Below are 24,434 nucleotides of genomic sequence, written 5' to 3'. Positions count from 1 at the left end.
TTTGTTTTGTGGTATGTGATTTCTCGCGCTATGCTTTAAGCTCGAAGTCGTAGATTCGCCCACGTTTGTTTCTATATTTGCTCAGAAAGGGAACAAACGCGGGAGTATTAGTCACCCTAAAATTGCTGCGATTAGAGCAATACAAATTGGACTGGTTACCGTAGAAAACAGGATTCCGTCACGCGCAAAACTCAAACCAACATTGTATCGAGCAGCGTAATTGTACACGTTTTGACCAGTCGGAAGCGCCGCCAGCACAACACACGCGTAAAGAGTGGCACCTCGGAAACCCATAACAAAATAAGCCAATAAAAACGCAACAATTGGCATAATCAAGTTTTTCAGAATAGCAACAGTCGCAATAGCAGCACGATTAGAATCCTTTTGTAGCGGCTTGCTGCCGTAAAGTGACATTCCAAAAGCCATCAAAATCATAGGAACCGCGGAATCGCCAATCATCTTAATCGGGTCATAAAGAAAATTCGGCACAGGGAAATATCCAACTTTTGCGGAAATTGCCGAAATAATAATTCCTCCAAGCGACCCAATTAAAAGCGGCTGCTTAAGCGGCTGCTGAGCAATGCGTTTAAGCGAGCACTTTCCAGTAGTTGTAACATCTAAAACAGTAAGACCAACAGGAGTAAAAACAGCTTGCTGCATAACTAAAATCGGGGCAACAAGCGCGGGATTACCCAAAATGTAAGTTGCAACAGGCAATCCAATGTTGTTTGAGTTTAAGTAAAGCGAGTTAAGCGCGCCAATTGTGCAATCCGCTGCAGGAAGACGGAAAAACAGGCGATTAAGCAGAATAAATGCTACGCCAACAATCATTGCGGAGAAAAACGCAACAAAGATCGAAGAATGAAAAATCTCAAAAATTGGCTCTTTGGCAAGGATTGCGAACATTAAACAAGGACTAGATACAAAGAAGCTTACGCGATTAAGCACCATTTGTGCTTGCGATCCGCCGATGTGAAGACGTGCTGTTACATATCCAGCGGCGATTACGATGCCAATTACGCAAAATCCTTGCATAGCACTGATTAAACCCATGAAAACGATTTTAGCGCTGATTTTTGGATTGGGGGTAATGCGCAATCGACTTTTATTAGCGCATGTTACTTTTATTGGCGCATGTTATTTGACGTTGCAATATGGCATACTAGAAAACGGTGGCGCTGCAAGCCGCCAGAGCATTCGACGGCGTCGATCCCCTCACGTGATTTTCACGCATGATTTTGGGCGAGGCTGGTGTCCGCTGTCGTGCAGCTAGACTTTATTGATAGCCTTAGGGGTGGCTCGCATAAGCGTGTGCATTCTTCAGGCTAAGAGCGCGAAACTATTGCAGAGTTTCGCTAGGAGCATAGTGCCCAGAGTAACACGAGAAGGCTTCACCGTGCCCGAAGCCAATAATGATAAAAATGAAGATAAAAATCTTTCATTCGTAGCAGCAAATTCAAGCGCGAACGAATCTACTAACGCAGCTGACGAGCAAAGATCAGCAGCTGCATCAACTATTACATCACCCGTTACAGCAGGCGTTGTCAATGTGGTTTCAGGTTCGCAAGACGCAGCGTCAAGCACACGACGCAGAAGAGCTGGAAGACGCGTTGTAAGAGTTGCAGGAGCAGCTGGCGAATCGATGAAACTACACGTACAAGGCGGAAACGATTACGATACACGCTCTGAGGAAACTGAATCTGAAAGTGTTGTTGAACACCAAACTCCTGTAAGACCGATAACATCGCTACTTTTTCAGGAGCCTGTTTTACCTCATCGTTTGCCTGAAAACAATAGTCGTATGCGCGATTTAGATTACGACGATGATGCAAATGAAAGCGATAGAGAAAACAGTCGAGATGATCTAGACAAAGACAATAGTCGCAGTTCGCGAAAGTTGCGTAAAACGCGTTCTGGCAGGAATGACAGGAAGAATCGCAATGAAGACGAGGATCTAAGTAGAGTACGTAGTCGCAAAAATCGCAATAATCGTGACAATTTTGACGATAACTATGATTCTGAATCTGACGATGATACACGTGTTATTCGTGTGCGTTCCAGAGTAAATCGTGCAGATCGTGCAGATCGAACTAATCGTGCAAATTCTGAAGATTTAAACGAAATTGATAATAGAAGCGATAGCAGAATAAGTAGAAATAGTCGAGATTATCTGGATAAGGATAGCTTGGATAAGTCTAATTTTGATAAAGCTAACCTTGACAAAGATAATGGTGACAAATATAGCGAGAATAACAATAATGGTCGTAAGAATCGTGACAATCAGGATAATTACGATGATCAAAATCATAGAAAGTCACGCAAGAATCGCAGACTAAACGCTGCCGAAAGACGCGCCGCCGCAGAAGTCGAGCAAATAGAAGAAGACCTTGAATACGACGACATAGTTTATTCTCCAATCGATGATGTAATTGACGAAAGAATTGAAAATAGTGTTGAGTCAGATAATGATGTAGATTCTGAATCAACCCGCAAGTATGCAAAAACTTCTGATTTAGAAAATAATGATGATGAAGACGGAGAAATGATAACCCGTCGTCGCCGTCGTCGCAGACCGTCTCGCGCAGATAAGGAAGATAGGACAGATAGGGCAGATAAGTCTGATAGATCAAGCCGTAGAACAACATCCGACCTATCTTCGGACGATTCTTCATACGCTGACGATTATGACATAAACGAAATAGAAGTTTCTCAAGAAGACCGCGATTTAATTCCAGATCCAGACGAGTTGCGATCTCAAGATGACGAGGAAGTGTACACTCGTCGTCGCCGTCGTCGCAGGTCGAAATCTTCTGACGATTCGTCTCAAAGTTCCTCAAGTTCGCAAAATTCACAAAGCACACAATCGCGTTTTGTGTCAATAGACTCCGATTCGTCTAGTCGAAGATCTAGAAAACAACAGTATATTGACGAGATTACGGATATTGAAGGTTCTACGCGACTTGAAGCCAAAAAACAGCGTCGTCGCGACAATCGCAGGGAGCGTAATCGCCAAAACTTGCTTATGGAGCAAGACTTTTTGGCAAGGCGTGAAAACGTTGATCGACTTATGGTTGTGCGTGAGCGCGATCGTCACACGCAAATTTCTGTAATCGAAGACAATATTCTTGTAGAACACTATGTTTCTGATATTCAAGAAGTTGCAACCGTTGGAAACATTTACCTTGGTCGTGTACAAAATGTGTTGCCAAGCATGGAGGCTGCATTCGTAGACATTGGTCAGGCTAGAAACGGCGTGCTTTACGCTGGAGAAGTCAACTGGGATACAACACGATTAGAAGGACAGCCGCGCAGAATGGAGCTTGCGTTTAAGGCAGGAGACCCTGTTTTAGTGCAAGTTACTAAAGACCCTATAGGCCATAAGGGTGCGCGACTAACATCGCAAGTAACGCTTGCTGGTAGGTTCCTTGTGCTTGTTCCGTCTGGAGCTATGACGGGCGTAAGTCGCAAGCTATCCGACCGTGAACGCAGCAGACTTCGCGCAATCGTAAGCAAAATCGCGCCTAAAGACATGGGCATAATCATTAGAACCGCCGCAGATGGTGCTAGTGAAGATGCGATTGAAAAAGACCTTGAATCGCTTGTAAAACAGTGGGAACGAATCGAAGCGAAGCGAGAAGAGTTCTTGCATGGCAAGCGTCCAAAGCTTTTGCAAGGCGAGCCAGATGTGGCTATTCGCGTTGTTCGAGACATATTTAACGATGACTTCCAAAAGATGATTGTGGAAGGCAAGGGCGCGTATGACCGCATTTGTGAATACTTGGAGATGATGGCTCCTGATTTGCGCAGCAAGATTGAGTATTGGGATCCTGCTGAGCATGAAGGCAAAGACGTGTTCGACAAGTGGCAAATCGACAGCCAGCTTAGAAAGGGCATGGAGCGCCAGGTTTATCTTCCTGCAGGTGGATCGATTGTTATTGACCGAACGGAGGCAATGACAACGATTGACGTAAATACGGGTCGTTTTATTGGTCGCGGTAAGTCTTTGGAAGAGACTGTGACTCGCTGCAATTTGGAAGCTTCCGAGGAGATTGCGCGTCAGCTGCGACTTCGCGATATTGGCGGCATGGTTATGATCGATTACGTTGACATGGTTATGCCAGCGAACCGCGATCTTGTTTTGCGCCGTCTTGTTGAGTGTCTTGCGCGCGACCGCACAAAGCATCAGGTTGCGGAGGTCACATCTCTTGGCCTTGTTCAAATGACTCGTAAGCGCGTTGGGCAGGGTTTGGTCGAGGCGTTTTCGGAGGAGTGCCCGACTTGCAAGGGTCGTGGGTTTATTCTTCACGACGAGCCGACTGTGTCTTCGGAGTATGCGGATCCTTACGCGCTTAAGGGCGGTGATCCGTTTATTAAAACCAATAAGCACGGTCATGGAAGTATTGCGGACCCTATGCCTGTGGTTAAGCAGGAGTCCAGTGCGGATGTTCGCGCCAAATTAGCGCGTATTGCGGCCGCTGCAGCGTCGTCGGCTTTCTTGGAGGAGTCTTTGCGTAAAAGTGACGAAAAAGACGGTAACGATAATAAAGACGATAACAATAATGATGTGAATGCTGTAGCTGCAGATGACGTTGATAATAATGGCGATGCAGGTGATAGTGTTTTTGACAGTGTTGACAGTGTTGATGGTGTTGACAGTGTTGATGAATCTTCGGTTGCTGGCGACTTTTCTGCAGTAGATGCGAGTAATGAATCTGCAGAAAGCAGTGAAGAATCGCAGGTAGTCGGGAAAATTGAGGAATCTGATGATTCGCAAGAATCTCAAGAATCCACAGAAAGCTCTCAAGAATCTAGTGAAAACTAAAAAATAGACGCAAAGTATACGGCTCGAGTACAATAATGTCTATTGCTTATTTCGACTTTATGAATTAAGACTTGACGTTAGTACAGGGGTCGGTGTAATTTTGATAGTCGGTGTCTTGCCGCAGGTTCAACGCTGCGCGTGAGGCAATAGTAAAGCTTTCAATTTAGCTAAGGAACGAATTATGTACGCGATTGTGAAGGCCGGTGGCCATCAAGAGAAGGTTGAGGTTGGAGACGCCATCCTCGTAAACCGTCTCGATGCAAAGAAGGGCGATACCGTGGAATTCCCGGTCGCGCTCGTTGTTGACGGTGCTAAGGTGACCTTAAGCGCTAAGGATCTTGCAAAGATCACAGTTAAGGCAGAAGTTCTTAACGACGAAGCTAAGGGTCCAAAGATTAGCATTATGAAGTATAAGAACAAGACTGGCGTGGCTCGCCGCAAGGGTCATCGTCAGAAGTTGACTCTCGTCAAGATCACGGCCATCGCCTGATTGACGGTGTTATAAACCTGAAAGGACAGCAAGATGGCACATAAGAAGGGTGCGTCTAGCTCGCGCAACGGTCGCGACTCACAGGCGCAATATCTTGGCGTTAAGAAGTTCGGTGGAGAAGCTGTTGTGGCTGGAAACATTATTGTTCGCCAGCGCGGCACCAAGTTCCATGCAGGACAGAACGTTGCTTTGGGTAAGGATCACACGCTGTACGCTTTGGTGGACGGCAATGTGAAGTTCGGCATTCGTCGCGATCGCAAGGTTGTAGACGTAGTTACCGCCTGAGTAACTCATTAATCTTCTAGCCGCACCCAGTTCGGTGCGGCTTTTTTGTTTGTTTGCGCGACGACCTGCCTTTTCGCTTAAAGCGTAGCGCGAAAAGGCAATTCGGAGCGCTGAGCCGCTCAAACGTAAAGTCCAGTGGACTTTACGTGTGGCGAAGACGTTCGCGCGCTGTAACGCGCGAACGACACGACATGCCTGAGTTTTATCCCGAGTTTGTTTCCCGAATCGGACAAAAGGTAAACAAATGTGGGGAAATGTGCCCGAGTTTGTTTCCCAAATGAGCAAATAAGTAAACAAATTCGGGAAAATGCGCCCGAGTTTGTTTCCCAAATCGGCTGATATGTAAACAAACGTGGGAAAAAAGAAACAAACGCAGGCAAATCTGGCGAGTATTGAGCATCAAGTAAGGTAAAAGTTATGAGCGATTTTGTAGATCGAGTAACGGTACATGTTAAAGGCGGCGACGGCGGCAATGGATCCGCAGGCGTGCGCAGAGAAAAATACAAGCCACTTGCAGGTCCAAATGGCGGCAATGGTGGAAACGGCGGAAGCGTTATATTCGTAGCCGATCGCAACGCGAACAGCCTACTCGACTACCGATTCATGCCACATCGCGTAGCGCAGAGTGGCACAATGGGTCTAGGTGATACAAAGGACGGCTCCAAAGGAGAAGACCTTATGTTGCCAGTGCCAGTCGGAACCGTAGTTTTTGAGGCGAAGGGCGCTGTAGGAGCGCAGAAAAAGCCGGGCAACGTTTTGGCGGATTTGCAACACGTAGGCGATACATTCGTAGTTGCAGCAGGAGGCGCAGGCGGACTTGGAAACGCCGCTCTTGCCAATAAAACTCGCCGCGCTCCAGGTTTTGCACTACTAGGCGAACCTGGTGAAGAACGAGACGTAATCCTAGAACTAAAGTCGATAGCAGACGTGGCGCTAGTGGGCTTCCCGTCTGCAGGAAAGTCAAGTCTTGTAGCTTCAATCAGCGCTGCAAAGCCAAAAATCGCAGATTATCCGTTTACAACGCTTGTTCCAAATCTTGGTGTGGTCAGCTTTGGCGAATACCGCTACACAATCGCAGACGTGCCAGGATTGATCCCAGGAGCTTCCGAAGGAAAAGGGCTTGGTCTAGAATTTTTGCGCCACATTGAGCGCACGGAAATAATCGCCCACGTAATCGACTGTGCAACGTTAGAGCCAAATCGCGACCCAATCAGCGATTATAAGGCTTTGGAACACGAGCTTTCGCAATACGCAAACAAGTTGGATTTGCCGCTTGGAGCAATTCCGATTCCAGAGCGTCCGCGAATTATTGTGCTAAACAAGATTGATGTGCCAGAGGCAAAAGAGTTGGCAGAATTTGTGCGAAGCGACTTTGAAAAAATGGGCTTTCCAGTTTTTGAGATTTCTACTGCGTCTCACGAAGGCTTGAAAGAGCTTGGTTTTGCGCTTGGAAAGATGGTGGCTAGTATGCGCGAAAAGCTTGCTGAGCAAGAGGCGGCACGTGAAGAAGAGCGAGTTGTTATTCAGCCGCTTGAACAGCCAGCATTGAGACGACGCAGAGATGATGGCCGCGGAAGTGCTAGCGACTTTACAATCGAGCGCGAAGAAGACAAAAATGGCGACTTCTGGTTTACTGTTACGGGCGCTAAGCCGGAGCGTTGGGTTGTGCAAACAAACTTCGACAACGACGAGGCAGTTGGCTATTTGGCGGATCGCCTAGCAAAACTTGGTGTAGAAGACGAGTTGCGCAAGAAGGGTGCGCGTCCAGGAGACGAGATTAGGATTGGTCGCGGAAACCGCATGGTTTGCTTCGACTGGGATCCAAGCATTGCAGCAGGTGCGGAAGGTTTGGACGGTGCTAGCTTGGGAGCGCGTGGAAAAGACTTGCGACTTGAAGCAAATGACCCTAGAGGTGCAAGACGCACGAATGCGGAGCGCAGACGCGATTATCACATGATGATGGATGCAAAGAGCGCTGTACGAGACGCTATGATGGCGGAACGAAAGCAAGGTCATTGGGCAGATCCATCGGTAGATGACGACAAACACGATGAGCAGAGTTTATTTGGACGTGGTGAGTAAATGATTAATAAGGCAGTTGAGCCTACCGAAGATGAGATTCGGCGTTCAATTAGCAATGCGAACACAATAGTCGTAAAAGTTGGCTCTAGCTCGCTTACAGACTTATCTGGTCATTTAGACGTGCAAAAATTACGTGCTCTTGTTACGGCTATTAGCCGTGCTCAAATGTCTGGAGCTAATGTAGTTTTAGTATCTTCTGGTGCTATCGCAGCGGGATTTGGACTACTTGGTTTTAATGAACGTCCTAAAGATGTGCCGACTCAGCAAGCAACAGCATCAGTTGGACAAGGCTTGCTCATGTACCAATATGAGTCAGCATTTGCGGAATTCGGCATAAGAGTAGGGCAAATGCTACTAACGGCAGACGTTACTATAAGCCCTTCGCGTTACCGTAATGCCCAACGCACAATGCTTAGGCTGCTAGAATTGGGCGTTGTGCCAATCGTAAACGAAAACGATGCTCTGTCTAGCAACGAAATACGTTTTGGTGATAACGATAGGCTTGCGGCGCTTGTGGCGAACATTGTGCGAGCAGATGCGCTGGTTCTTTTAACAGATGTTGACGCGCTTTACACGGCTCCGCCTAGCGAGCCAGATGCTAAGCGGATTAGTTTTGTTCCAGATGTTACGCGCGCGTTAGACGATGTTAAAGTTGGCTCCAGTATTTCGGGTGTAGGCACAGGCGGAATGATAACCAAGATGGATGCGGCGCACGTTGCTGCTGTTTCTGGAATCCCAACGCTTTTGACATGTGCTAGTAACGCGGAGGGTGCGCTATCTGGCGATGCAGTTGGAACCGTGTTTGCGCCACTAAATTCGCGCGCATCTTCCAGAAGGCTTTGGATTGGTTTTGCGTCTAATCCGCATGGCTCGATTATTGTAGATGCTGGTGCTGCTGCAGCAGTTCGAGGAGGACGAGCAAGTTTGTTGGCTGCTGGAATCGTAGGGGTTGCTGGCGACTTTTCTGCAAGCGATCCAGTGTGGATTGACGATGAGCATGGCAATCACTTGGCCAAAGGATTAGTTGCATTCGATTCAGATGAGATACCGCAGGTAATGGGGCTTACAACGGATGATTTAGAGGCGACTTTGGGGCGGCAATACGCGCATCCTGTGGTGCATCGCGACAATCTTGTGCTTTTATAATCTTCTACTTGCTAATCGATTTGCATGTGCGCTTAAAATTACGCCAAGCAAGGTAGAGATTCGAGATTTTTCGCACTGAATGAGATGAACCTCAGCATGAAATGGTGATTCGCTGAAGCAGCAAGAAAAATCGAGAATCTCAGGCGACTAGCGATACGCAATTGTTCAAGCATGCAAGAGGGCTGGGTGATTCTTGGTCGAACAGTATAAGAGCGGCAGCCGATACCAAATAATCCAATGATCAACCACTACAAACAAACTTCAACCCAAAAACAAAATCAAAGCCAAAACGGAACAACCGCAACAACAGACTACACGCAAGAGGCAGAGCGTTGTGAGACAAGAAACACCCAGCCCTCCTACACACCAAACAAGGAAATGCCTCGATTCCCGCGTTTGTTTCCCAAATCGGCTAGTACGTAAACAAATGTGGGCAAAAAGAAACAAAATCGGGAAATAACGTGTAATGGTTAAACTGTAAGTATGGCAGAAAATATCGCAGCAAATATGGCAGAAAATGCATCGCAAATCGCAGTAAATACATCAAACTCTCAATGGCGCTCTATGAGCAATCGCATTAACAAAGTGGCACCGAGTGCAACGCTTGCTGTAGATGGCAAGGCGAAAGCGATGAAAGCCGCAGGAATCGACGTTATTAGCTTCGGCGCAGGTGAACCTGATTTTCCAACGCCGCTCTACATTGTTGAAGCCGCTGCAGCCGCATGCAAAGACCCAAAAAACTACAAGTACACGGCTACGGCTGGTCTTCCAGAATTGCGCGAGGCGATTGCGCGCAAAGTTAAGCGCGATTCTGGCTACGATGTTTCCCCAAATCAAGTTGTTGTAACGAATGGCGGCAAACAAGCTGTTTACGAAGCATGCCAGATTTTGTTAAACGATGGCGACGAGGTTATAATCCCAGCGCCATATTGGACAAGCTATCCAGAGGCAGTAAAACTTGCAGGTGGCGTGCCTGTGCCTGTTATGTCTGGCGCGGATCGCGGTTTTGAGCCAGATATTGATGCGATTGAGGCGGCTTGCACTCCACGCACGCGTGCGATTATTGTAACTTCGCCTTCTAACCCAACAGGCGCTATTTGGAGTGCGCAAACGATTCGCGCGATTGGCGAATGGGCTGTAAAACACCATATTTGGGTGCTTTCCGACGAAATCTACGAACACTTGCATTACGACGGCGTAAAAACGTCGTATATTGGCGTAGAAGTGCCAGAAGTTCGCGACCAGCTGCTTGTTTTGAACGGTGTTGCTAAAACGTATGCAATGCCAGGTTGGCGTGTTGGCTGGATGGTTGCGCCGCTTGAGGCCGCAAAAGCTGCGATTAAGCTTCAAAGTCACATGACGTCTAACGTTTCCAATATTTCACAGCGTGCAGCTCTTGCAGCAGTCGGCGGACCATTAGATGAAGTTGCAAAAATGCGTGATTCTTTCGACGCTCGTCGCAAGGCGATTGTGCAAGCGTTAAACGATATTGATGGCGTGACTTGTCCTCTGCCACATGGTGCTTTCTATGCGTTTGCAAATGTTGAGGCACTGCTTAATCGCCCGCTAGGCAAGGATTCTAAGATTCCAGGCACGTCGTCCGTGCTCGCGCAAATGCTACTTGATGAAGCGCATGTTGCCGCTGTTCCTGGCGAGGCCTTTGGTGCGCCTGGTTACTTGCGATTCTCGTGTGCTTTAGCAGACAGTCAGCTTGCCGAGGGCATGAGGCGTATGAAGCAGTGGATTGAAAGCGGAAGCGCGTTTTAAAGTCGCCAGCGCGTTGTTTGCGCACGCAAAAGTCGCCAGCAACCGCGCGTTTAGCGACACTCGCTAATCATAATAAAACCCTTAAATCTTGCCCTTCCGCTAACATATCTACTTGGCGGTTTTGCCAAGTCAATCTTTTTAAGGTATGATTAGCAAGTTCACCTAGGGATGTGGCGCAATTGGTAGCGCAACGGTCTCCAAAACCGTAGGTTGTGGGTTCGAGTCCCGCCGTCCCTGCCAGTTTTATTGTTAACAATTTTCAAACGAAGGATTCAAGCATGGCCAAGGCAAAAGAGAAGAAGCCGAATTTGTTCATGCGTATTGGCATGTTCATTAAGCAAACTATTGACGAAACGCGTAAAGTCGTTGCTCCTCACGGCAAGGAATTGTTTGCTTGGTCAGCTTCCGTGTTTATTTTTGTTATTTTCTTGATGGTTTTCGTCACTGTTATGGACTTCGGTTTAGGTAAGTCTGTTATGTGGCTGTTTGGCTGATTTCGACGAATTTTGAGGGTGTGCGAATATGACTGACGAGTTGAATCTCGAAAATGTTGATTCTGTGAATGATTTTGCGGATTTTGATGCAGCTGATATTTCGGCTGATTCTGCAAATGTTGATAACGCAGATGCTGCAGATGCTGTTGTCGTAGAGGATGCTTCTGAAAATAGTGAAAACGTAGCTGGTGAGACCGAGTCTCCTGCTGAGTCTGCTGAAACGGTTGCTGGCGATTCTTCCGCTGCACAAGAAGTTGATGCTACAGATGCCGGTGCTGTCGCTGTTGCGGAGTTCTCTAAGACTTTGCGCACTCTTGAGGGTAAGTGGTATGTTCTTCACACCTACTCTGGCTATGAGAAGCGCGTTAAAACTAACGTTGAATCTCGTGTACAAAGCTTTGGTTTGGAAGACAAGATTTTCCAGATTGAAGTGCCAATGGAAGAGGTTGAGAAGCACACTGACAAGGGTAAGAAGGTTATTACCCGCGTGCGCGTTCCGGGTTATGTGCTTATTCGTATGTGGCCAGACGAGAATGCTCGTCGTATTGTGCGCGAAACTGAAGGCGTTACTGGTTTTGTTGGCCCATCTAAGGAGCCTGCTCCTCTTAGCCGTAAGGAAGTTATCGATATGATGGCTCCTATGATTGCGTCTGAGGCTTTGAAGAAGGCTGGAGATAAGCCTGCTGCGGCTCGTAAGCGTACCGTTGAGGTGGCTTACAAGGTTGGCGATCAGGTTACAGTTACCGATGGTCCATTCGCGACTATGGCTGCCGTGGTGTCGGATGTGGATCCTACAACGCAGAAGCTTACGGTTCTTGTCTCTATCTTTGGTCGCGAAACTCCTGTGGAGCTTGGCTTTAATCAGGTAGAGCCTATTGTTTGATTTTTAATGCGCGTTTTGTGATTGTTGCGCGCATCTGATTTTATCAGTTCATAAGTCGGGGTGTGGTGTTTGCTGCGCCCCGACTTTTGTTTTGCGTTTTGAGGAATAATCCGTAATTTTGTAATGTAACTTTGTAATGTAATCAAAAACCCCGGGCTAGTAACCCGGGGTTATGAAAGAGAAGAGAAGAAGAGAGGTTCAGTTATTGGTTCTTGCAAATCATTCATTATGTTGATTTGCTTTTTCCTTGATGTCTCTATAATAGGCACCCTTTACTTAAGACAAAGATGTTATTGCCTGTGAATTACCTGAAAATCTTGTAAAAAATCCCTACGTTTCGTCATTTTTGGGTATATTTCTTTATTTTTCTTGAGTTCGAGTGCAATGTTAATAATTTCGCGTTAAATTCTTTGAATTTTGTTAAATCTTTTGTTGATACTGTTCTCTGATGTGCCGTATGCTTGAATCATGTCAGAAATTGCAGAATCTACGAATAGCGATGAGTCTAAAGTTTTGCCCGCTTCTGAATCGGCTAATTCTTCTGAATCGGCTAATTTGCCGATGTCTATTTCTGCACGATTAGGTAAATTGCAATTCCATCTTTCTGGCAAATTTCGTGTTTTGCAGTTTGCAGATGTTCAGGATGCTCCAAAAATTAGCAAAGATACAATTAGGCTTATAGAGTCCGCTTGTGATGCTGTTAAGCCAGATATTGTAATTTTTACGGGTAATCAAATTGCTGGATATGTTAAAGATTTTGCAGATACATTTGTACGCAGACGCTGGTCTTCGGAGGCTGGCGACTCTTCCTCAGGACGATTTTCTGATAATTACTCACCTAAAGATGAGTCGTATGCAGAAAAACTAGAAGAAACGCGAAAAAAAGTTATTGAGCATATTAAGCGTATGGTGAAGCCTTTGGAAGATCGTTCAATTCCATGGGCGTTGACTTATGGAAACCATGATTTTCAATGTGGGTTGAGTAATGAAGAATTGGATTCTTTGTATCAAGAGTTTAAGGGTTGCATGAACCGTTCTTCGCAAAACGAGTCGAATAATTATGATTCTTCTAGTTGCAATGTTGCAGCTTTGCAGTCCACTAAATGCATATTGCCAAATCAAATCATTTTTCCTTGTGAAGCTGGCACGTTTGCGCTTCCAGTTATGGATGTGAATCAGGAAAATGTTGTATTTTCATTAGTTTTAGTTAATTCTGGAGACTATGATAAGAGTGGAGGTTATGGGAAACCTTCGGATAAGGCACTTGATTTTTTGAGGAATCTGCCAAAGTTATTGCCTCCAAAATTCTGTGTTTTCCAACATTTTCCTCTTCCTCAATACTATGGTTTAATGCGTGAAGTTTCTAAAGATTATGCGTCTCAGGAACACGCGATCGAGGGTTACAGGCGTTTCGCTGGAAAATATTATGCGTTAGATGAGAATCGTGTTCTTGCAGATGGTTATTTGGGAGAAGGCGTGAGCTGCCCAGATGAAGATAATGGCGAATTTGATATTTTGCAAAATATTGGCACTTTTGCTTTCTGCGCAGGTCATGATCACAGAAACGCGTTTGCTGGACGTTGTAAGGATTCGGATATGCTACTTATGTCTACTGCAACGTGTGGTTTTGGATCTTATGGGCCTGCTGCATCTAAATGTGGTGCAAGACTTATCGAATTTGATATGCGTCACCCATATGAGCCTAGAACGCAAATGCTTGAATTTGGTGATTTAGTTGGAAAACCTTCGTCTAAGAAGGCGTATACTTATGGGCTAAATGCGGATTGCGATCACGATTTGCCAGAAGTAGATTTATTGCAAAAACCTTCGCTTTTTGCAAGGCTATTGAGAAGATGGCGGTCTCGCGTGGCAAAGTAGCTTGGTTAATGCTCGAATTGATATGTGTGATTGATACGTGTTATTTGGTACGTGTTATTGGCACGCATGTCGGTATTATAGTGATTAGTTTTAGTTGCAAACGAAAGAGGTAAATGTGTCTGCGCATAATACGGCTGAACAGAACGAAAGTGGCATTGACGCTGCAGACGTTTTGCATGTAGAAGGTGGCAAGCCGCTTAACGGAGCTATTAAAGTTCGTGGTGCAAAAAACTTTGTTAGTAAGGCAATGGTTGCTGCTTTGCTTGCTCCTGGGAAATCTGTTCTTAAAAATGTGCCAGAAATCAGAGATGTTCACGTTGTTTCTGATTTGCTGCGTTTGCATGGAGTAAACGTAGATGTTGATGGTGCTGCAGGCGTTGTTAGCATTGACGCAAGCAAGGTTCAGCTTGCTGATGTTGCAGACGTAGATACATTATCGGGATCTTCTAGAATACCGATTCTCTTCTCTGGTCCGCTTCTTCACAGACTTGGTGAGGCTTTTATTCCAGCTTTAGGTGGGTGCAATATTGGAGGACGTCCAATAGATTTCCATCTTGAAACTTTGCGTAAACTTGGTGCGAATGTAGATAAAGATCATGAGGATGGTATTCATATTACTGCTCCTAATGGTTTACATGGCACTAAAATTCATCTACCTTATCCATCGGTTGGTGCCACTGAGCAAACTCTTCTTGCCGCTGTTCTTGCAGAAGGTAAAACAGAGCTTTCTGGTGCTGCAATTGAGCCAGAAATTATGGATTTGGTGGCTGTTTTGCAGAAAATGGGCGCTATTATTTCTGTTGACGTTGATCGCACATTTAGGATTGAGGGCGTTGATAAACTTCAAGGTTACAATCATACGGCTTTAACAGATAGGATTGAGGCGGCATCTTGGGCTTCGGCGGCTCTCGCAACTCATGGTGACGTGTTTATTAAAGGGGCTACTCAGCCAGAGATGATGACCTTCTTAAACGTGTTCCGTAAAGTTGGTGGTCAGTTTGACGTTACGGATAACGGTATTCGATTCTGGCATCCAGGCGGTGATTTGCATCCTGTTGCTATTGAAACCGATGTTCATCCTGGTTTTATGACTGATTGGCAGCAGCCTCTTGTTGTTGCTTTAACGCAGGCTAAAGGCTTGAGTATTGTTCACGAGACTGTGTATGAGAATCGTTTTGGCTTTACAAAGCCGCTTGTTCAAATGGGTGCTATGATTCAGTTGTACCGCGAGTGCTTAGGTTCTCTTCCTTGCCGATTCCAGCAGCGAAATTACAAGCATTCTGCTGTGATTTTTGGTCCAACACCTCTTACTGGTCAAGATATTGATGTTCCTGATTTGCGAGGCGGTTTTAGTCATCTTATTGCGGCTCTTGCAGCTAAAGGTCCATCTAACGTTAAGGGTATTTCGCTTATTGACCGCGGTTATGCAGATTTCCGCGGTAAGTTGACTGCTCTTGGCGCGGATATTGATTGAGTTATTTGAGTAATTTGTGCAATTTGAGCAATGTGGATAACTTTTCCCTTATTTTTCTAGGGTTTTGATGGCTTTGGTACACATTGTTCTGTAAGTATTTTCAATACGCAAATTAGTCTATAAAGTTTGCAGCACAGGATTATTGTCATTTTGATTTTATGAAAGTGCGGCAAATATGGTTTGTGTGGGTGGAAGATATCAGATTCTCGGAAAACTTGGATCTGGAGGAACATCTACTGTTTATCTTGCGGTAGATAATGTTCTTCATAAGCAGTGGGCTGTAAAAGAAACTGCTACTGATTCTGATGACGATAAAAAAGCCTTGATTTTGCAATCTTTGCGTGCAGAAGTTGAGGTTTTAAATCATTGCAATCATCCTTCTATACCTAGAATTGTTGATTTTTTTGAGGAGAATGGCAGAGCATACGCTGTTCGCGACTATGTTGACGGATTTTCTTTAAAATCAATGATTTTACAAGAAGGTGTTATGAATCCTGCCGAAGTGTGTAATTTAGGCATACGATTATGTGGCTTGTTGCAATATCTTCATTCACTTAATCCTTCTATTGTTTATTGTGATTTAAAACCATCTAACATTATGCTTGGTACAGATTCAAAGGTTTATTTAATTGATTTCGGATCTGCATTAGAAATTAAAAATAAAGATGGTGTATTGGTGCAACCAAGCAGATTTAAACAAGATGCGCGTTTTGCTACTCGTGGATTTGCTGCTCCAGAACTTTTTAAGACTGAATCTAAAATAGGCGTTTTTACTGATGTTTATTCTCTTGGTGCTACATTGTGGTTTGTTCTTACGGGTAAATGTTTTTCTGATAATAACGAGACTATAAACTCAGGAAACTCAGAAAACTCAGGGCATTATGATGCTACAAAGCACTTTACTAACTTCGACTTAGCAGATGGTGGTTTTGCTAACAATCTTCAAGCTGTTTTAATGCGTGCCATGTTAGAAAATCCTTTGGAGCGTTATGTGGATTGTAAAGAATTTGCTCAGTCGTTAGAGGATTGCTTAGAAAATTATTTAGGTGACAATTTAGATTCCGACGTGGAGGGTATAGAAAATATCAGGTCGCGTGTAAATCATTATAAGAATAATCGTCGCGATAGGCGTAAGAGTAGTCGTAGGAGTATTCGTAAAAATAGTCATAAAAAGAGTAGTGGAATTAGTCATCGAAATATTGTAATCAAAATTATTTGCTGCATACTAATGGTGATTATTGGCTGCTTTTTTATAGGAACATCGTTGCATTCTTTAACATCAAATAGTCAAATAAATAGTCGAAAAAATGATTATGCGCGAGTGGCTCGTGACAATGATGAAAAAAGAAGCAAGAATGCTATAGAGAAAATAAGTGATGTTGAAAAATATAAAAACTACATGAGAACAGCGGCAAAATCAATGGATTCTAAGCAGGTGATTCAAAATGTTAAGCAAGCCATGCGATTGCAAATAAAACTTTTTAATGCCAATATTCAGCCGCTTTCCATTCAACCAATACTCAGACTTTTAGTGCATCAAATTGAAGATTTTCGGTGGACTCTTGATGAAAGAGAAGATTTTACAGCATTGATCAATGAGTATAAAAACATGCTTAAAAAATCTGAAGATTGGTATGAGTTGTGCTTATCCGTGGGCAAAGCATATTGGTACTATAGCGTTGAAAACGGGGAAGAAGTTAGTGATTCAAATAGAAAAACTCGCATAACAGCAGCGTCTGAATGGTTTAAAGAAGCGTTAGAAGGTGTTAAATCAAAAGACTATGAGTTGGCATCAATGTATTATTCGGTTGGAAGCGAGTATTTAAGCTTTGCATCTTATGCGGAAGGGCAACCCAAGCCGCAAAATTTTGATTATATTACGAAATTGCATAATTTTATTGAAAATGCTAAGAAAAATCAGAACGAGATTGTAAAAATAGATGCGTGCGAACTTGTTTTTAATTCGTTAAAATCGTGGACTGGTTTATTTAAGTCTTATGCTGTTAGTCAAGATAGTATTGAAAATATTTTTGACAACACGTTGGATTTAGCGCGATCTATAAAGTCGCAAAATAAAAACGTTGACAATAGAGTTAAGCAGATAATGAGCCAAGCGGATCTGTTAATTGATTCAATTGAAAATATATTTGATAATAGCGATATTTGATGTTTAAGGATTCACTAGGTGCGGTGGAGATTCGAGATTTTTTGCACTGAATGAGATGAACCTCAGCATCTTTGATGGTGATTCATCGAATGAAGAAGAAAAATCGAGAATCTCGGTGATAAAAGATACGCAAAAGTTTTAGATATTCAGAAGGTTTGATGTATTTCTCTACGAGCAATAAAAGAGGAGCGTAGCGACGGGACTTGCGAGGAGAGAAATACTCAAACCTCGCGCAACACCAAGCAAGGAATATTGCGCCATAACGCGAGAGCATAAACACCCAGCCCTCTCACAACGCTAAATAGGAAAATCACGCAGCAGTGAGTAAGAAAAGAAAAAGCCCACTGCGGTGGAATGAATGCAGTGGGCTTAGTGGAGCTAATGGTAATCGAAACCACGACCTCTTCGATGCGAACGAAGCGCTCTACCAACTGAGCTATAGCCCCATTGTTCTACAACAACTCTGCACACTGTACTACAAGGTGCGTAAAAGTACAATGCTAAACCAGTATGGAGTGTTGCAAAAAACGTTTAAATGTCAATAATAATGCGCCTAATGCTTATTTGTATTTTCATATAGTACACACATTTAGTATGCATATGTGGAAGCTACATTGCTGTCATAAATCCGCCAAAAATCACCACAAGAATCGCTAAGACTTCAATAGTATAGAACATTATTAATGATGCCCAGCTGCGAGTCAGCACATTTAAGCGTGATGTTTTAGGCACTATTACAAGTAGTCCTACGAATAAAACAGCGTATACAGCAACGCCAAATCCTGCAGATATTATTCCAAGGTTTGCTGCATTAGCCAGTCCAGCTGCAGACCCATAAACGACGTATGTTGAGTACCAAAAGCTCAGTCTTAGCAAGCATAAGCCGCTTATAAATTGTTCAATCGTTAGAAAAATAACGAATAAGAATCTCCACAGCCATTTTTTAGACTCTATTAATGCCATTGCTAGTGTTGTAGCTGTTGCAACGGTTGTAACCCATGATATAAACACAACGCCTTGTGGTGTTAAACCAGAATAATGTTGAACAACCCATGAAGTGTGTTGTACGGCTAATGTTCTACCTATCCAATATGGAATGACTATTGCTGCTAGAAGCACTGCAAAGTAGAGTATCCAGCGTTTAGGATTAGAGTGACGTTTGGAAATATCTGCTATCGATAGCTCAGATTCCAATTCGTTAGGTGATCCAAGTGTTTTATCTGCGTTAGCATCAGTGTTTGCTTTACGCTGATCCATCTTTTGCCACTCTCCTTTAAACGCGTTAAACACTTTAAAGCTAGATCAAATTTGTAATATCAAATTCTCAATGACTACATTACCAGCAAAATAAAATATACGCGAAAAACGCCTGATTGTCTGTAAAAAATCTCGAATCGTTAGTTTGTGTTGCGTGTGCAAGGTAAGTGCGCGAGTGTTCCTGGTTTTGTAGTCAAATATCGTCTTTAGAGAAACAAAGTCGGGATTCAAAAAGGAAACAAAGTCGGGATTCAAATCGTAATCTTATAATCTAAAGCGTGCAATATAATTGTTAATCCGCGCAAAATGCGTGCAGAGCAAGTGCAACACGGCACTACAAAACAGGATTTTAGGTATTCTTATGGGATTTATTCATTTTATTCTTAATCTTCTTAAAGACCCGCGTTCAGCTATAGCTGGTTGGATTGCTATGGGTACAGCTCCTGCTTTGGGATTAATATTCTTAATCATTTTTATTGAAACAGGTGTTGTGTTTTTCCCATTTTTACCTGGAGATTCTTTGCTTTTTGCAGCAGGATTCTTTGCTGCTCCAGATTCGCAAACTGGTAAAAGTTCTCTTCCGCTTATGCTTTTGCTTGCGGTTGTGTGGATTGCACCTATTGTTGGCGACCAGTGCAATTATTTCATCGGACACTTTTTCGGCAGAAGAATTGTTGAATCTGGTAAAGTTAAGGCATTGACTCCAGAACGCGTTGCTAAAACAGAGAAGATGATTGATAAATGGGGTCCTCTCGCTGTGTTTTTTGGTAGGTTTTTCCCGTTTATACGAACTTTTATGCCTTTTATTTCGGGTATTTCTGGAATGCGTTGGACGCGTTTTACTCCTTTCTCGATTCTTGGTGGAGTGGTATGGTCGTCGCTTTTTACAATGCTCGGATATTTCTTCGGCAATATTCCTTTTGTTCAGAAGAATTTTGAGCTTGTTATAGTGGCGATTCTGCTGATTTCTCTTGTGCCAACATTTATTGGACTTTATAAAGCTCATGTTGCTAACAAAGCTAAGAAACGTTTGGAGAAGTAGGGTATTGGTAGGGTTAAGAGTATTCAATCGAATTAATCTTGTTAACACGTTGTTGTAGAATCAACATTTGGCGTGTAACGCCCGCGGATTGAGAGCGCTGCATCATAAGGTTGCAGCACCGCGCAGTGATATTAAGGAGGACGCCGTGGCATTGACGGCTGAAGATAAGAAGAGCATCATCAACGAATACGCGACACATGAGGGTGACACGGGTTCCCCAGAGGTCCAGGTTGCTTTGTTGAGCAAGCGTATTGCTGACCTTACTGATCACTTGAAGGAGCATAAGCATGATCACCACTCTCGTCGTGGTATGATGCTCATGATTGGTGATCGTCGTCGTCTTCTTGATTACTTGAAGCGTGTAGACATCAACCGTTATCGTTCTTTGATTGATCGACTCGGATTGCGTCGATAAGTCTTTTTGCCCGGGCATAAGCTCGGGCTTTTATATTTTCATGATGAATATTTTCATTGTGTATTTGTCGGGTTTATTAGGTTTATCGGTTTTAGTGGGTTTGAAGTAGAATTAAAAAGCTTGAATTAAATCTATTAGTATCTATCAGTTTTAAACAGACTTATAGTGTCTAATTTGTAAAGTTATAGAAAAGAACTAGAGAAAATATTGTAGAGACTTCTGTTTTTGGATTTTAGAATTTAGGATTCATAAGATTTATAACTGAAGATTTAGAAGCATAATTGAATATGGATGATTGAAGTAGCCGAAACAAAAAACACTACGAAATGAAACATTGACATATGCAAATTTGCAAAATTCGCGTGGATGTTAGAGGTAAACAAATAACAAAAGCGAAGTTGTCAATGTTATTACGCATGTTGGTTGATTAGGTAAGTTAAGAAAAGGAGGAACCCGTGGAGGGTCCCGAAATTAAGGCTGTAGAAGCCGTTATTGATAATGGTTCATTTGGAAAGCGTACGCTACGCTTTGAAACTGGTCGCCTTGCTCAGCAAGCAGACGGTGCTGTTGCCGCATATTTGGATGATGATTCCATGATTTTGTCTACGACGACTGCAGGATCTAGTCCAAAGGAAAATTACGACTTCTTCCCATTAACTGTTGATGTGGAAGAAAAAATGTATGCTGCTGGAAAGATTCCAGGATCTTTCTTCCGTCGTGAAGGCCGTCCTTCTAACGAAGCAACGCTTGCGTGCCGTATTATCGATCGCCCATTGCGCCCATTGTTCCCACACACTTTGCGTAACGAAGTGCAGGTTGTGGAAACGATTTTGGCGATTAATCCAGATGATGCATACGATGTTATTGCTTTGAATGCTGCATCTGCATCTACTATGATTTCTGGATTGCCATTTGAAGGCCCAGTTTCCGGTGTGCGCTTGGCTTTGATTGATGGTCAGTGGGTTGCTTTCCCACGTTGGAGTGAGCGCGAGCGTGCAGTATTTGAGATTGTTGTCGCTGGTCGTGTTATTGAAAATGGCGATGTTGCTATTGCAATGATCGAAGCTGGTGCTGGTAAGAACGCTTGGAATTTGATTTACAATGAGGGTCAAATCAAGCCAGATGAGGAAGTCGTAGCAGGTGGTTTGGAAGCCGCAAAGCCGTTTATTAAGGTTATTTGCGACGCTCAGAACGAGTTGAAGCGTATTGCTGCTAAAGAAACCAAGGAATTCCAACTCTTCCCAGAGTACACTGACGAACTTTATGCCAGAATCGATGAGATTGCTCATGCTGATTTGAACGAGGCTCTTTCTATTGCTGAAAAGCTTCCACGCCAAGACCGTATTGCGGAGATTAAGGAAGGCGTGCGTGCTGCAATCGCTGAAGAGTTTACCGATATGGACGATGAGGAGAAGGAAAAGGAGCTTGGTAACGCCTTTAAGGAGTTGCAGCGCCAGATTGTTCGTCGTCGTATTTTGACGGAAGATTATCGTATTGATGGACGCGGTTTGCGCGATATTCGTACGCTTTCTGCCGAGGTTGATATTGTTCCTCGCGTTCATGGTTCTGCGCTCTTCCAGCGTGGTGAAACCCAGATTTTGGGCGTAACTACTTTGAATATGCTTAAGATGGAACAGCAGGTAGATGCACTTTCTGGTCCGCAAACTAAGCGTTATATGCACAATTACGAAATGCCTCCATATTCCACTGGTGAAACTGGTCGCGTTGGGTCCCCTAAGCGTCGTGAAATCGGTCACGGTGCTTTAGCAGAGAAGGCTTTGGTGCCGGTTTTGCCAAGTCGCGAAGAGTTCCCATACGCTATTCGTCAGGTATCTGAGGCTATTGGTTCTAACGGTTCCACTTCTATGGGTTCCGTTTGCGCTTCTACGCTTTCTTTGCTCGCCGCTGGTGTGCCTTTGAAGGCTCCAGTTGCTGGTATTGCTATGGGCTTGGTTTCTGGAGATGTTGATGGAAAGCATATCTTCAAGACTTTGACCGATATTCTCGGTGCAGAAGATGCTTTCGGAGATATGGACTTCAAGGTTGCTGGTACTTCCGAGTTCATCACTGCTTTGCAGCTTGATACTAAGCTTGATGGTATTCCAGCTGATATTTTGGCTGCCGCTTTGCAGCAGGCTCACGAAGCTCGTGCAACGATTCTTGAAGTTATTAACGAGTGCATTGATTGCCCAGCTGAGATGAGCCCATTTGCTCCACGCATTATCACAACTACGATTCCTGTAGACAAGATTGGTGAAGTTATTGGTCCTAAGGGCAAGATGATTAACCAAATTCAGGAAGAAACTGGTGCCGAGATTGCTATTGAAGATGACGGTACTGTTTATATTTCTTCCGAAGGTGGTGAAGCTGCTCAGAAGGCGAAGGAAATCATTGATTCTATTGCAAATCCTCGTATTCCAAAAGCTGGTGAAACTTTCACTGGTAAGGTTGTTAAGACAACAAGCTTTGGTGCTTTCGTAAACTTGACTCCTGGAAGTGACGGCTTGTTGCATATTTCTCAGATTCGTAACCTTGCTAATGGTGAGCGCATTGATACCGTCGAAGATGTGCTTAAGGAAGGCGATAACGTAGAAGTAATCGTACAAAGCGTGGATGAACGCGGTAAGATTTCTTTGGCTATTCCAGGTTTTGAGAATCAGGAATCTTCTGCTCCAGCGCCTCGCGAAAACCGTGGTCGCGCTCCTCGTGAAGATCGCGATGATAGGGATGATCGCAGAAGCGATCGCCGACGCGCTCCACGTGACGATAGGGATGATAGGGGCGATAGGGATGATCGTCCTCGTCGTCGTAATGTTCGTGATGATCGCGATTCGCGTTATGACGATAGGAATGATCGAAACGATAGAAGCGATCGTTCTGACCGTTATGAGGATCGTTCTTCCAGAAGGGATGATCGCAGGGATAATCGTTACGATGACAACGATTTTGAAGATCGTCCTCGCCGCCGTGCTCCGCGTGAAGATCGTTATGATGATAGGGATGATCGCAGGGATAATCGCGATGATCGTCATGAAGATAGGTCTGCTCGTCGCAATTCCGATCGTCATGGAAACGACCGTAACCCACGTTACGCAGCTGATGACGATCACTATGATGAGTATCGCGCATCTCGCGAAGAGCGTTCTGAGCGTCCTCGTCGTAGGATCCGTCGCGATTTTGACCCATTTGACGAGGATTAATCTTAAGTCAAATAGATGAACGCACAAAAGCGTAGTCGCATAAAATAAAAATAATTCTAAATGCCTTCAAGTAGCTTTTGCACTTGGGGGCATTTTAAAACGGCTTAAAATAAGGGAAATATTATTATGGATCGCACTTTAGGGTCATTTAAAACCACTGCTATTGGTTTTGGTGAAATGCCATTGACGATTGAAAACAATCTTGGACACGATATGGGTATTGACACTATTAATGCAGCTCTTGATGCTGGATGCACTCATATCGATACAGCATGGGCATACTATTGTTCTGGCGGCGAGGAACAAACTGGAGAAAAGCTTGTTCGCGAGGCTTTAGAAAGTTGGAAAGGCGACAAGTCTTCTATTTTAGTCGCAACAAAAGTCGGTCACTTCCGCAACTTTACAGATGGAAAGCCAACATGGGGTAAAGATGGTAAGCCAGAGCATTTGATTGCTCACGCTAAAGAGTCGGCAATGGCTCTTGGCGTAGATACGATTGATTTGCTTTACTTCCACAGGCCAGATCCAGAAGTGCCGTATAACGAATCGATTGAAGCAATGCAACAGTTGCTTGATGAAGGAGTTGCGCGCGAAATCGGTATTTCTAACGCATCTGTTGAGCAGATTGACATTGCGCGCGGGATTCTGGGAGAAAAGCTTGTGGCTGTACAAAACCAGTATTCGCCAGTGCATTTAGAAAACGAAGACACGTTGCAGTATTGCAAGAAGCTTGGTATTGCGTTTGTTTGCTGGAGTCCTCTTGGAGGATTCCGCCACCCATACGACGAGCATCTTTTTGACCCATTCCGCAAAGTGGCAGATGCTCATAAAGTTAGCTATCAACAGGTTGTTTTGGCTTGGGAGCTTGCTAAGGGAAATAACGTTTTTGTTATTCCAGGCGCTCATAGGCCAGCTACAATATTGGATAGTCTAAAAGCTGCGGATTTGCAGTTAAGCGATGAAGAATTAGCTTATTTGGGCTAATTGTTACGGCAAATAACTTTTACGGCAAATAAAACAAAACGAAAGCGA

At 44.2% G+C, this 24,434-nt stretch carries 17 protein-coding genes and 2 tRNA genes; 16 read left to right on the top strand and 3 right to left on the bottom strand.

Going from position 1 to position 24,434, the window contains the following annotated elements:
• Positions 1-111: 111 nt before the first annotated feature.
• On the bottom strand, positions 112-1,053 hold the full coding sequence (locus ABVC65_RS01135) for an AEC family transporter (protein WP_353582385.1): 942 nt from the start codon (positions 1,051-1,053) through the stop codon (positions 112-114).
• Between the two features lie 343 nt (positions 1,054-1,396).
• Between ABVC65_RS01135 and ABVC65_RS01130 the strand changes: the two genes are divergently transcribed.
• The 12 genes from ABVC65_RS01130 (at position 1,397) to ABVC65_RS01075 (ending at position 17,488) form a co-directional block, all read left to right on the top strand.
• Positions 1,397-4,822, top strand: coding sequence for an Rne/Rng family ribonuclease (locus ABVC65_RS01130; protein ID WP_353582908.1), 3,426 nt, complete (start codon positions 1,397-1,399; stop codon positions 4,820-4,822).
• A 181-nt stretch (positions 4,823-5,003) separates the two neighbouring features.
• Positions 5,004-5,312, top strand: coding sequence for a 50S ribosomal protein L21 (gene rplU, locus ABVC65_RS01125; protein WP_004111933.1), 309 nt, complete (start codon positions 5,004-5,006; stop codon positions 5,310-5,312).
• A 33-nt stretch (positions 5,313-5,345) separates the two neighbouring features.
• A complete protein-coding gene (gene rpmA, locus ABVC65_RS01120) occupies positions 5,346-5,597 on the top strand; it encodes a 50S ribosomal protein L27 (RefSeq protein ID WP_004106248.1) in 252 nt (83 codons plus the stop codon).
• Positions 5,598-6,014: 417 nt separating this feature from the next.
• Positions 6,015-7,679, top strand: a complete 1,665-nt coding sequence (gene obgE / locus ABVC65_RS01115; RefSeq protein ID WP_353582384.1) for a GTPase ObgE — start codon at positions 6,015-6,017, stop codon at positions 7,677-7,679.
• The gene (gene proB / locus ABVC65_RS01110) at positions 7,680-8,825 is read left to right on the top strand and encodes a glutamate 5-kinase (protein WP_353582383.1); all 1,146 of its coding nucleotides are present in this window, start codon (positions 7,680-7,682) and stop codon (positions 8,823-8,825) included.
• A 507-nt stretch (positions 8,826-9,332) separates the two neighbouring features.
• Positions 9,333-10,592 (top strand): pyridoxal phosphate-dependent aminotransferase, encoded by a 1,260-nt coding sequence (locus tag ABVC65_RS01105; RefSeq protein WP_435528281.1) that lies wholly within the window; start codon positions 9,333-9,335, stop codon positions 10,590-10,592.
• Between the two features lie 164 nt (positions 10,593-10,756).
• Positions 10,757-10,832, top strand: a tRNA-Trp gene (locus tag ABVC65_RS01100).
• A gap of 38 nt (positions 10,833-10,870) precedes the next feature.
• Entirely contained in the window at positions 10,871-11,086 is a 216-nt protein-coding gene (gene secE, locus ABVC65_RS01095; RefSeq protein WP_004111941.1) for a preprotein translocase subunit SecE, read from the top strand.
• 28 nt (positions 11,087-11,114) lie between these two features.
• Positions 11,115-11,969 carry a transcription termination/antitermination protein NusG gene (gene nusG, locus ABVC65_RS01090; RefSeq protein WP_353582381.1) on the top strand — a complete coding sequence of 285 codons (855 nt, stop codon included), beginning with the start codon at positions 11,115-11,117 and terminating at the stop codon, positions 11,967-11,969.
• Between the two features lie 468 nt (positions 11,970-12,437).
• Positions 12,438-13,847 carry a metallophosphoesterase gene (locus ABVC65_RS01085; protein WP_353582380.1) on the top strand — a complete coding sequence of 470 codons (1,410 nt, stop codon included), beginning with the start codon at positions 12,438-12,440 and terminating at the stop codon, positions 13,845-13,847.
• A gap of 115 nt (positions 13,848-13,962) precedes the next feature.
• Complete coding sequence (gene murA / locus ABVC65_RS01080; RefSeq protein WP_004124216.1) at positions 13,963-15,321, top strand: UDP-N-acetylglucosamine 1-carboxyvinyltransferase; 1,359 nt, start codon at positions 13,963-13,965, stop codon at positions 15,319-15,321.
• A 175-nt stretch (positions 15,322-15,496) separates the two neighbouring features.
• On the top strand, positions 15,497-17,488 hold the full coding sequence (locus ABVC65_RS01075; RefSeq protein WP_353582379.1) for a serine/threonine protein kinase: 1,992 nt from the start codon (positions 15,497-15,499) through the stop codon (positions 17,486-17,488).
• A gap of 373 nt (positions 17,489-17,861) precedes the next feature.
• Here the strand turns inward: ABVC65_RS01075 and ABVC65_RS01070 are convergent.
• Together ABVC65_RS01070 and ABVC65_RS01065 are read right to left on the bottom strand one after the other, a co-directional pair.
• Positions 17,862-17,934: transfer RNA gene (locus tag ABVC65_RS01070), tRNA-Ala, on the bottom strand.
• 163 nt (positions 17,935-18,097) lie between these two features.
• On the bottom strand, positions 18,098-18,745 hold the full coding sequence (locus tag ABVC65_RS01065) for a teichoic acid transporter (protein ID WP_353582378.1): 648 nt from the start codon (positions 18,743-18,745) through the stop codon (positions 18,098-18,100).
• A gap of 361 nt (positions 18,746-19,106) precedes the next feature.
• On the opposite strand from ABVC65_RS01065, the gene ABVC65_RS01060 reads away from it, so the two are divergent.
• From ABVC65_RS01060 to ABVC65_RS01045, 4 genes are all read left to right on the top strand, one after another.
• The gene (locus tag ABVC65_RS01060) at positions 19,107-19,787 is read left to right on the top strand and encodes a DedA family protein (protein WP_353582377.1); all 681 of its coding nucleotides are present in this window, start codon (positions 19,107-19,109) and stop codon (positions 19,785-19,787) included.
• Between the two features lie 145 nt (positions 19,788-19,932).
• Positions 19,933-20,202 (top strand): 30S ribosomal protein S15, encoded by a 270-nt coding sequence (gene rpsO, locus ABVC65_RS01055; RefSeq protein WP_004111957.1) that lies wholly within the window; start codon positions 19,933-19,935, stop codon positions 20,200-20,202.
• A 455-nt stretch (positions 20,203-20,657) separates the two neighbouring features.
• Positions 20,658-23,402: a polyribonucleotide nucleotidyltransferase gene (locus ABVC65_RS01050; protein ID WP_353582376.1), complete on the top strand. Its 2,745-nt coding sequence runs from the start codon at positions 20,658-20,660 to the stop codon at positions 23,400-23,402.
• Between the two features lie 126 nt (positions 23,403-23,528).
• Positions 23,529-24,386 carry an aldo/keto reductase gene (locus ABVC65_RS01045; protein ID WP_435528267.1) on the top strand — a complete coding sequence of 286 codons (858 nt, stop codon included), beginning with the start codon at positions 23,529-23,531 and terminating at the stop codon, positions 24,384-24,386.
• Positions 24,387-24,434 lie beyond the last annotated feature (48 nt).

The sequence above is a fragment of the Gardnerella vaginalis genome, from assembly GCF_040427915.1.
GTDB lineage: Bacteria > Actinomycetota > Actinomycetes > Actinomycetales > Bifidobacteriaceae > Bifidobacterium > Bifidobacterium vaginale_C.
This window is presented reverse-complemented; position numbering and strand designations above follow the sequence as displayed.

Bases quoted from the DNA above. Each gene is read 5' to 3' on its own strand.
- ABVC65_RS01105 (WP_435528281.1), top strand. From the start codon at position 9,333: ATGGCAGAAAATGCATCGCAAATCGCAGTAAATACATCAAACTCTCAA.
- nusG (WP_353582381.1), top strand. From the start codon at position 11,115: ATGACTGACGAGTTGAATCTCGAAAATGTTGATTCTGTGAATGATTTT.
- ABVC65_RS01075 (WP_353582379.1), top strand. From the start codon at position 15,497: ATGGTTTGTGTGGGTGGAAGATATCAGATTCTCGGAAAACTTGGATCT.
- ABVC65_RS01085 (WP_353582380.1), top strand. From the start codon at position 12,438: ATGTCAGAAATTGCAGAATCTACGAATAGCGATGAGTCTAAAGTTTTG.
- secE (WP_004111941.1), top strand. From the start codon at position 10,871: ATGGCCAAGGCAAAAGAGAAGAAGCCGAATTTGTTCATGCGTATTGGC.
- ABVC65_RS01135 (WP_353582385.1), bottom strand. From the start codon at position 1,053: ATGGGTTTAATCAGTGCTATGCAAGGATTTTGCGTAATTGGCATCGTA.
- ABVC65_RS01065 (WP_353582378.1), bottom strand. From the start codon at position 18,745: ATGGATCAGCGTAAAGCAAACACTGATGCTAACGCAGATAAAACACTT.
- ABVC65_RS01060 (WP_353582377.1), top strand. From the start codon at position 19,107: ATGGGATTTATTCATTTTATTCTTAATCTTCTTAAAGACCCGCGTTCA.
- rplU (WP_004111933.1), top strand. From the start codon at position 5,004: ATGTACGCGATTGTGAAGGCCGGTGGCCATCAAGAGAAGGTTGAGGTT.
- ABVC65_RS01045 (WP_435528267.1), top strand. From the start codon at position 23,529: ATGGATCGCACTTTAGGGTCATTTAAAACCACTGCTATTGGTTTTGGT.
- proB (WP_353582383.1), top strand. From the start codon at position 7,680: ATGATTAATAAGGCAGTTGAGCCTACCGAAGATGAGATTCGGCGTTCA.
- obgE (WP_353582384.1), top strand. From the start codon at position 6,015: ATGAGCGATTTTGTAGATCGAGTAACGGTACATGTTAAAGGCGGCGAC.
- rpmA (WP_004106248.1), top strand. From the start codon at position 5,346: ATGGCACATAAGAAGGGTGCGTCTAGCTCGCGCAACGGTCGCGACTCA.